This is a genomic window from Rhizocola hellebori (assembly GCF_016862955.1).
Classification (GTDB): domain Bacteria; phylum Actinomycetota; class Actinomycetes; order Mycobacteriales; family Micromonosporaceae; genus Rhizocola; species Rhizocola hellebori.
Window position 1 is genome coordinate 1 of the sequence record NZ_BONY01000155.1, and the last position, 9,713, is coordinate 9,713.

5 protein-coding genes and 1 pseudogene are annotated in these 9,713 nt (G+C 64.3%); 3 read left to right on the plus strand and 3 right to left on the minus strand.

The features are described from left to right. Together Rhe02_RS48680 and fxsT are read right to left on the minus strand one after the other, a co-directional pair. A partial coding sequence (locus tag Rhe02_RS48680; protein WP_203915414.1) for a tetratricopeptide repeat protein occupies positions 1-796 on the minus strand: 796 nt, incomplete at its 3' end. A gap of 69 nt (positions 797-865) precedes the next feature. Next, positions 866-3,667: an FxSxx-COOH system tetratricopeptide repeat protein gene (fxsT, locus tag Rhe02_RS48685; RefSeq protein WP_203915415.1), complete on the minus strand. Its 2,802-nt coding sequence runs from the start codon at positions 3,665-3,667 to the stop codon at positions 866-868. Between the two features lie 219 nt (positions 3,668-3,886). Between fxsT and Rhe02_RS48690 the strand changes: the two genes are divergently transcribed. Then, the gene (locus Rhe02_RS48690) at positions 3,887-4,249 is read left to right on the plus strand and encodes a VOC family protein (protein ID WP_203915416.1); all 363 of its coding nucleotides are present in this window, start codon (positions 3,887-3,889) and stop codon (positions 4,247-4,249) included. An 8-nt stretch (positions 4,250-4,257) separates the two neighbouring features. On the opposite strand, the gene Rhe02_RS48695 is transcribed toward Rhe02_RS48690, so the two are convergent. Further along, entirely contained in the window at positions 4,258-4,797 is a 540-nt protein-coding gene (locus tag Rhe02_RS48695) for a hypothetical protein (RefSeq protein WP_203915417.1), read from the minus strand. A 699-nt stretch (positions 4,798-5,496) separates the two neighbouring features. Between Rhe02_RS48695 and Rhe02_RS48700 the strand changes: the two are divergent. After that, positions 5,497-8,828, plus strand: a pseudogene (locus Rhe02_RS48700) (3-keto-alpha-glucoside-1,2-lyase-like domain-containing protein). A 22-nt stretch (positions 8,829-8,850) separates the two neighbouring features. Further along, entirely contained in the window at positions 8,851-9,687 is an 837-nt protein-coding gene (locus Rhe02_RS48705; protein WP_203915418.1) for an alpha/beta hydrolase, read from the plus strand. Positions 9,688-9,713 lie beyond the last annotated feature (26 nt).

Sequence of the window (9,713 nt, forward strand, 5' to 3'; positions counted from 1 at the left end):
ACTGCCCGAGCTCCTTCTCGAGGCGTTTGGCGTCGGCGAGACGGCGTTCGTAGAGGCTGGGGACGTCCAGGTGCAGCCGGCTGAACGAGGCGACCGCCTCGGCCGCGTACCAGGCGGCACTGGAGTCGCGGGTGGCCCGCATGGCGTAGGCGGTGGCGTAACACGCGAACGCAGACGACTCGCCCCACGGCCGGGCCTGCTCGGCCTCGATCTCCCGGAAGATCTCCAGCCCGCGCAGCGCCGCCTCACGGCCGTCCTGACCGGAGTCGGTCTGGGCCAAGGCCAGGGCCACGTGAGCCCAGCCCGCACCCGGCCTGGCCTCCGGGTCGGTGATGGCAGCCTGGGCCGCCACCGCCTCGGTGGCCATGGTCAGCGCCTCGGGCACCCTTCGCAGCCGGCCCAGGACCAGGCTCAGATTCGCCCGGATGAATGCCGCCAGCACCGCCTGGTCGGCGTGCTGGCGCGCCAGCTCGAACTGCTCCCGCGCCGTCTCGTCGTCGCCGGCGCGGGCGGCCACCTTGCCGTAGGTCAGATGGGCGACCGCTATCAGGTACCGGTCGTTGTGTGAGCTGGCCGCCGCCACCGCCTTCTGGCTCAGCTCGGTCGCCTCCTGCAGCCGCCCGAAACGCAAGGCCCGGTCGGCGTCCTGGCGCAGTTGTGCGGCACTGGCCGGATCTGTTTTCTGCTTGCGGCGTGCCTTCCACAGCGAGCTGGCCGCCATGACGATCACTGCCAGTATGCAGATCAGCCCGGGTCCCATGAAGAACAACTCGAACAGGTCCTTGGAGGTAGGCACGAGGCGCAGCGTAGCCGCGAAAACCCGTCAAGACGACCCCAGCTGATGGCCGCGTCGCCGAAACTGCACTCAATATGAGTGCGGATCGATCGTCTGACATAGATATTCGTTTTTGCGGAGCTTTAGGACAACAGGATGCGAAGTCCCGAGGCGACGGCCCAGCTCCTCGGTCACCTCCGCCAGCTCTCGATCGGCCTCTGAGCGGCCCGACAGCTTCTCCGCGAGCAGGAGGTTCGCCCGGCAACTCAGCGCATCCGGATGGTCGGTGCCGAGCTTCAGCTGGGCCCGTGCGGTCGCCTCGGCAAGCCGCCGCCGGGCACCGATCTCATGGCCGGTCGTCGCCTGGACGACGGCTTGGTTGTTGCAGGCCGCGATCGCGTGTGGATGCTCGGGACCGAGCACCTCGGAAAGAGCTGCAGCAGCCGATTGTGCAGAAGATTCCGGCTCACCAATATTGAAGAGGTACTCGGCCACCGCGAGATTGCTCAGACATGCCAGCGTGAGCGGGTGCTTGGCACCAAGCTTCGTTGTGTAGCGGGTCAACAGCGCTTGCAATTCAGGCGTGGCGCGCCTATCGCCCATCGCCAGCCAACCCACCGCCAAACTCAGCCGGCACGCCGCTGCTTGGTGACTTTCCGCACCCAATTTGGACTCAAATCCGCTCAACGCCAATTCGAGCAGCCGAACCGCTTCGTGGACGTCGCCGGCCAGGCGCAGCGAGACCGCGAGACTCCACAACACCTCGGACTCGCGCCACGGGCGGCCTTCGGCACGACTGGCAACGTTCCGATGGACTTCTCGCAGTAGCCTTACCGATTGCCGGTACGCGCCCGCGTCCCGCACGTCGCGAGCCAAGTTGGCGGCGCTGAACATCGCGTCATCGGGGCCATAAAATGCCCGCCACAATTGAAATGCTTGGGCATCGAAGCGCCGGGCTGCGCGGAAGTCGCCCAGAAGGCGGTAGTTGACAGCAAGGTTGCTTTGGGCGGTCAGGGTCCGCCGATGGGACCGACCGAACTGGTCGAGCCATGTGGCGTAAGTCTCGGTGTCGTGGCTCAACGCCTGCCGATAATGGCCCAGGCCACGTAGATCTGCCGCCAATCCTCCCGCGCTCAGCAGCGTGTGCGGATGAGCCGGTCCGAGCAGGACCCGTTGCTCGGCCAAGACCGCCTCATCAATGCTGCGGGCGCCTGCGAGATCACCGAGTCCTCGGACGATGTTGGCGAGGTTAAAGCGCATCGCCAAGACTTGTTCACGAAGGTCTTTGCGATCTGGAATGTCCGCTCCCGACTCAAGCCAATCAGTCCATGCGCGGATGGTGAGTTCGCAACGGCTTCGCGCCGGCACATAGTCGCCCACTAACCATTGATAACGCGCTAGATCAACAAAGAGCTGCCTGACATTTCGATCGCTGCTATTCAAAGCTGCACAGGAGTCGAGATGTGGCCATAGCGTTCTAAAGATCGGCAACGAACGCCAGTCGTCGATGACGATTACCTCCGGAGGACGTGCGGCTGCCAACAGCCGATGGACCTGTTGGCGAGCTTCGACGAGCGCGGTCGAATCCGATTGACCGGCGCGGTGGCGAACCACCCGTGCGATGAGCCGGTGCATGGTCACCGTTGCCGTGTCGGTACCCGTTTGACCCGCACGCCCGAGTGAGACCGAAGCAGCGATGGCAATCAGCGAGCAGCTGGCAAGGATCCGCAGCGCCCGGGCGATGGCGGTGCCATCGGCCCCGAACGCGGACTGCGCCGCCGAACCGGTCAGCAGCTCACGTTTCACACCATCCGGCGACATGATCGACAAGACCACCAGAAGTTTATTGGTGAAGCCCGACGAGTCCTCCTGCGGCAGCCTGGCCAACGTCATGGCGGTCGCTCTCAACACGCCTGGATGGTCTGCGCCTTTCTGCTGCATGAGCGTCTCATCGAGATCGTGCTCGGCCAGCGCGTCGAGGTATTGACGGCAGGTGAGTCCGTTGTGGGTGATGTACGCGGCTGCTTGGGCCAGGCCGAGCGGCAGCCAGCCCATTTCGCGGCCGATCTCATCGGCGTCAGCGCCATGTGGATAGCCGGTAGCCGCGGCGAGGAACGACCTGCCTTGCTGGTGCGTGAAGGTGTCTACCGGAATGGCGGTGATTCCCGGCATGCTCACAAACTCGCGATGATTGCTCGTGATGATGGTCTTTGTCGTTCCTGTGGTCGGCAGGTACTCGCGTACGTCCTCGGGATCCTCCACGTTGTCGAAGACGATCAGTCGCTGCAATCCATCGTGGCGTTCAAGAACCGAGCGAACACGGTGAACCAGCGCCTCATGGGTGAGCTGATCTTCATGTGCCGGCCCTAGACCCAGGACTTCAAGCAACCGAACCAGGTCGGCAGTCGGCCCGGATTCCGCATTGATCCAGGCGACCAGCCCGAACCCGGACTTGATGCACTCGCGGGCATAGGCGGCGGCGATCTGCGACTTGCCCACGCCGCGCATGCCCGGCAATGCCACCAGTGCCGCGCCGCCGGTGGTCAAAGCTCGCCGTAACGCGATCTGTTCGTTCGGGCGGGGCTGGAAATACCAGGCGACCGGCGGGATGACCCCGAACACCAATCTCTCCCTAGCAGCTGATGCGCCGCTTTCCACGGCTATTGCTCTGCTCGCCCAAGCACGTCCTGCCGCCACCGCAGCGGTGGCGGTCAGGCTCGCTATCCCCAGCGGGCCAAAGGCGCGGGCCGCGCCCACCAGGTCGGCACCGCCGCGGAACCCGGCGTGTGCACCAGCCCATAGCAGCAGCGGTGGCATGAGCCATTGGCCGACAAGGAACGTCAAGGTACTCAAGGTGACGGCCAGAGCCAGCACCATCAGCCAGCGCAGCACCAAGCTCCTGATCCGATGGCGCCACACAGCGTCTCCGATTGATGAAGGCCGACCATAACATTCACATAGTTACATGTAAGGCGAGAAGCTCGACGGCGCGCCCCGCGCACCGGGCGAGGACTGTGATCTCCTAGGAGGGTGGATTCACGTCGCCGGCTAAACGCTATCGCCCATGAGGCGCAGGTAAACACGGTCGTTCGTATTAACTAAGGAGACTCAATGTTCGACGAGTTGTTCCCGATTCTGTCCACTGCCGACATGGCCAAGGCACTGGGCTTCTATCGCGATCTGCTCGGCGCGCGGGTGACCTACCAGTTCCCGCCCGAGGGGGACCCGGACTACGTCTCGCTGACGATCGGGGGATCGAGTCTGGGCATCGCCGTGGACGACAAAACGCACGCCATGACCAATGATCGGGTGGCCTTCTGGGTGTACACCAGCGACTGCGATGCAGCCATCGCCCTGCTCAGCGCCGGCGGAGTGCAGATCGTTCAGGAGCCGGCGGACCAGCCTTGGGGCGAGCGGATGGCGGAGGTGCGCGACCCGGACGGCAACCGCGTCCTGATCGCCGCCCGGGGATGATCTCCCGCTCACGGCAGTTGGCGTTTGCGGGCACGATCAACTTCCCGCCGCCATCGGCGGCTAACCCTTCTCTGCCGAACCACGGCCCGCACAGCCGCCCACGGGAATCGCTCCACGGCCAGGATCACGATCGCGGCGGCGAGGCCGGCCCACACACCGGCTGAGAAAATAGCATTCTCCACTTGCGCGGCTCGGCCATCGTCAACAAACGTCACCCGTGGCCGTAACGGCGTCACCGGATCCGATTCCGTCTTGGTCGTTTTCCAATGTAGGTAGTCAACATCGGCCAGCGCCGGATTGGCGAACTCCACCCGAGCGTCGGACCACAGGGCGAGCACGCTGATCTCCTTGGTGCTTCGATGGACAAGCTTTGGGTTGATCACCGGCTCAGGACCGGTCAAGTCAATCGATTGGACGACGGGAGCGACAGCCCCATCCTCCATGAAATACTCCGGATCGAGGCTGGGCAGCCGAGCCAACGTGCGTTCTCCCCGCTGCTCCAGCAGCCACGTATCCGTCCAGAGGTTGATCCGGGCAGTTAAGATCATCCCACCAATCGGACGCACGCTCCTGGTACGTGGCGAGGCGCAAGATCCGTTCTTGCCTGCCGTCGTAGGTCCAATCGCTGTGGTCGAGAACCTGCCCCTCCGACCACCTTATGGGCGTCTGGCCGCGAACCCAGAGCCTGAGGAACGCATCATGCACCGGCAGCGGCACACGCGCCAACACATCCAGATATAGGCCAGTCTCTTTGTGCTCTTTGTCCAGCAGATCCACAGTGAGGTGAGTGGATATCGAGGTCGTCGCCACCGGCACGGCCACGGTGAGGGAGAGTGCCTCGATGGGCTGCGAATTGCGACCCGTGCTCTCATAGAGGCCGAAGCTGAAGAAGCCCAAGGACACGCCTATAGCCAGTAGTACGACGGCAGGCAAGAATACCCGCCACGAAAGGGATTGCGGCGTGCGAGCTAGCAGCCGAATCGTCCTCGGCTTGTGAAAAACACCCATGGCCCACCCTTCGGCGCGCTAACGCTATCGCCCGGTCCATTCAGGCCAGTTCGGTCGTTCGGTCATTCCAGTTATAGACAGGGGTGAAAAAGTTTCTTATCGTGGCCGTCACGACAGTCGGCCATTCGGCGATGCCACCGTCGCATAGATGACCTGATATTTCTGTGGTCCGGTGAGGGTGGCATCGCCTGACGACGTCTGTCGTGCTGCTTCATCGCACCCCGCGCAAAGGAGAAGCGATGAGGCTCAGGCTGGCCCTGGCGACACTGATCACGGCGGCGACGGTGGCTGTCGTTCCCGGTTCCGCTCAGGCGGTGCCGCCCCAAGAACCCGGCGTGACATTGCGGGTGTTCGATGTACAGATCGCGCTTTCCCAGATCTGCACCATCAAGCCCGGCCAAACCCCCAATGTGGACAGGCTGATGCCCACTATCAACTGGTCGGCGGTCAGCGACTTCGGGTTTGACAACTACTTCGTGGCGCACGTCATCGGCAACGTCAACATTGCTCAGGCCGGAAGCTACACCTTCCGGCTCACCAGCGACGACGGGTCCCGGCTTCTGATCGACAACGCTGTGGTCATCAACCACGACGGGCTGCACGGGGCCACCCCGATGGAGGGCACGGTCACGCTGAGCACCGGCTACCACGCCCTGCGGATCGAGCATTTTGAGCGGGAGGGCGGGCAGCAGATCACCCTGGACTGGCGCACACCGGGCTCGTCCTCGTTCGTGCCGGTGCCCAACTCGGTGCTGAGCACCGATGCGGGCGTCGTGCGGGTCACCGCCCCAGGCCGCAAGGAGTGCGAAGGCATCCTCGACTCCCCCGGCGACGGCCTTCCGCTGACCTCGGTGCATCCGAGTTTTACGCTGACCAACCTGCGTCCCGCCGGTTTCGAGCCTCAGGTCACCGGGTTCGACTGGTTCCCCGATGGGCGTCTAGCGCTGTCGACCTGGGGCGGCTCGCTCAACACGCTCGGTGAGGTGTGGATTCTGGGCAACGTCACCGGCAACACCAGCCCGGCTCAGGTGACGCGGACCCGGGTGGCTTCGGGGCTTCAGGAACCCATGGGGCTCAAGATAGTCGACGGGAAGATCTACGTTTCGGAGAAGTCGCGGCTGACCGAACTCAACGACACCAACGGCGATGGTGTCACCGACGTCTACCGCACGGTGGCGACGTGGCCTTTCGACGGCAACTTCCACGAATTCGCTTTCGGTTTGCTTTATCAGGACGGGTTCTTCTATCTGAATCTGTCGGTGTCCATCGACTATGGCGGGGCCACCACCGTCCCGCAGGGTTCGCCGAACCGGGGCACCTCGATCAAGGTGGACCGCACCACGGGCGCGGTGAGCTATGTCGCAGGCGGGTTGCGCACCCCGCACGGGATCGGGTGGGGTCCGGAGGGCGGCCTGTTCGTCACCGACAACCAGGGCGGCTGGCTGCCCTCGTCGAAACTGGTGCACATCAAGCCTGGCCGCTTCTTCAACCACTACACCACTCCGGCCGGCCAGTTCGACGCCAACCCGGTGACGCCGCCGGTGCTTTACATGCCGCAGAACGAAATCGCCAACTCACCGAGCACCCCGGTCCTGCTGTCCCAAGGCATCTACGCCGGACAGGTACTCATGGGTGACGTCACCTATGGCGGGTTGCAGCGGGCTTACCTGGAGAAGGTCAACGGCGAATACCAAGGCGCCCTGTTCCGGCTCACGCAAGGGCTGGAGGCGGGCGTCTCCGAGGTGAGCCTCGGCCCCGACGGCGCGATCTATGTGGGCGGCCTGCACGGCGGCGGCAACTGGGGCCAGGACGGCAAACTCTCCTTCGGTCTGCAGAAACTGACCCCGAACGCCAACAGCACCTTCGACATCCTCGCCATGCGAGCGCTGCCAACCGGTTTCGAGCTGGAATACACCCAGCCCCTCTCCGCGAGCACAGCGGCGAACCTGGCCTCGCACTACACGGCCAAGCAATGGCGCTATGTTCCAACTTCCAGCTATGGCGGCCCCAAGGTCGACGAGCAAACGCTTTCGGTCACCTCGGCCGTCCTGTCCCCCGACGGCAAGAAGGTCACCCTGACCATCGCCGGGCTGCAATCGGGCCGGGTGGTGTATCTGCGTTCGCCTCGCCCGTTCACCTCCACCACAGGGCAGTCGCTGTGGAGCACCGAGGCTTGGTACACCCTCAACGCCATACCAGGCAGCGCCTACGAGGCGGAGAACGCCACTCTGGCGGGCGGGGCCACCGTGATGACCGACCACACCGGATATTCCGGCAGCGGTTTCGTGGCCGGCTACGGCACCGCCGGCGCATCGACGACGTTCACCGTCAACGCCTCGTCGGCCGGCGTCTACCAGGCCGGGTTGCGCTTCTCCAATGGCCCCAATCCTTTTGTGGGTACCAAGACAGTCAGCCTCTACGTCAATAACGTTAAAACCAAACAGGTGAGTCTGGCCAGCACCGGCACCTGGGACACCTGGGCGACGCAGACCGAAAACGTGACGCTCAACGCCGGAGCCAACACCATCGCCTACAAATACGACTCCGGCGACACCGGCCATGTCAACCTCGACTCGCTGACGCTCGCCGCCGGCGCCGCGGGCGGCGGCACGATCACCGGGATAGGTGGCAAGTGCCTGGACGTCAACAACGCGGGCACGGCCAACGGCACCAAAATCCAGCTGTGGACCTGCAACGGCACCTCCGCCCAGCGCTTCGTCCGGGTTGGACAGACACTCCAGGTTCTGGGCAAGTGCCTCGACGTGGCCGGCGGCGCCACCGCCAACGGCACCCTGGTTCAGCTCTACGCGTGCAATGGCACCGGATCACAGGTATGGCAGCCACAACCCAACGGCACCCTGCTGAACCCGCAGTCGGGCAAGGTGATGGATGCCCTGGCCGGCAGCTCCGCCGACGGTACCCAAATCCATATCTGGCAATATGCTGGGGTGGCGAGCCAGAGCTGGTCGCTCAACGCCGGTGTCGTCAACCGCATCCAGCTCTTCGACGGCGACGACCTGTTGTCGTGGCAGACCTCCGCCGGCGCGGCCGCGGCCTGGCCGATGGCGGGCGGTTCCGTCGAGTCGCTGGGCGGCGACATCCAGACCCGGCAGACGTTCGGCGATTTCAAGCTGCACGTGGAATGGTATGAACCCAGCTATCCGCCCGAGGTCACCGGACAGGCCCGCGGCAACAGCGGCGTGTACCTGCAGAACAGATACGAGCTGCAGGTGCTTGACTCGTTCGGCGACACCTCATTGGACAACACCGAAGCGGGAGCGATCTACACCAAAAGGCGGCGGACAGCAACCGGGCCACGGCACCGCTGACCTGGCAGACCTACGACATCCTGTTCCGGGCGGCGCGCTTCGACGCTGCCGGAGCCAAAACCGAAGACGCCAGAGTCACCGTGGTGTGGAACGGCGCCACCGTACACAACAACGTGGCCATCAACGGGCCTACCGGTGGCGGCGCCGCGGAAGGCCCCACGGCCGGGCCGATCAAGCTGCAGGACCACGGCGACGCCGGAGCCAACGTGCGCTACCGCAACATCTGGATCGAGGGGTGGTGATGCCAGCGCGTATGGTGTTCGGGTGAGTGTGGAGTTGCCGTATCGGTCGCTGGCTGTTGACCTGTCGGATGTTCGGTATCTGTACGGGCCGGATTCCGTGGTTCAGTCAGGGGTTGCGGTCGGGGCGCTGGTCGAGTTTGGATGGTCGGCCAGCGCCATCTATCCCGGGACCTCTCGCAAGTTCTGGGTGCACGTTCCGGCGCAGTACGACGGTGCGGAACCGGCTAGTCTCATGGTCTTTCAGGACGGGATGTATTATCTCGACCCGCAGGGCGCCATCCGGGCCGGGATCGTGCTGGACAACCTTCACCATCGCGGCGACATACCGCTGACTATCACGATTTTCGTCGATCCGGGTGTCTTCGAAGACGCGGCGGAACCCAAGAACCGCAACGAAGAATACGACGCCTTCGACGATCGGTACGTTAATTTTCTGCTCACTGAAATCATCCCGCAGGTGACGTCACGTTACGCCATCACCGACGACCCGGCGCGGTGGGCGATCTGCGGCGGCAGCAGCGGTGGCAACTGTGCTTTCACCGCAGCATGGCTACGTCCCGACCGCTTCCAGCGCGTCTTCTGTTCGGTGAGCAGCTTCGTCCAGATGCCGGGCGGCAACCCTTACCCGGAGCTCATCGCCACCACGACCCGCAAACCCTTACGCATCTTCATGCACGCCGCGCATCGCGACTTTCAGTGGAACGAACGCGACAACAACTGGCTAGCCAGCAACCTGCGGGTGGCGGCAGCGCTAGCCGAATCCGGCTACGACTTCCGTCTGGTCCTCGGCGACGGCGGCCACAATCCCAACCACTGCGGCACCCTCCTCCCCGACGCCCTCCGCTGGCTCCTCCACTGATACCCCCGCAGCGCCGCGCCGGTGTC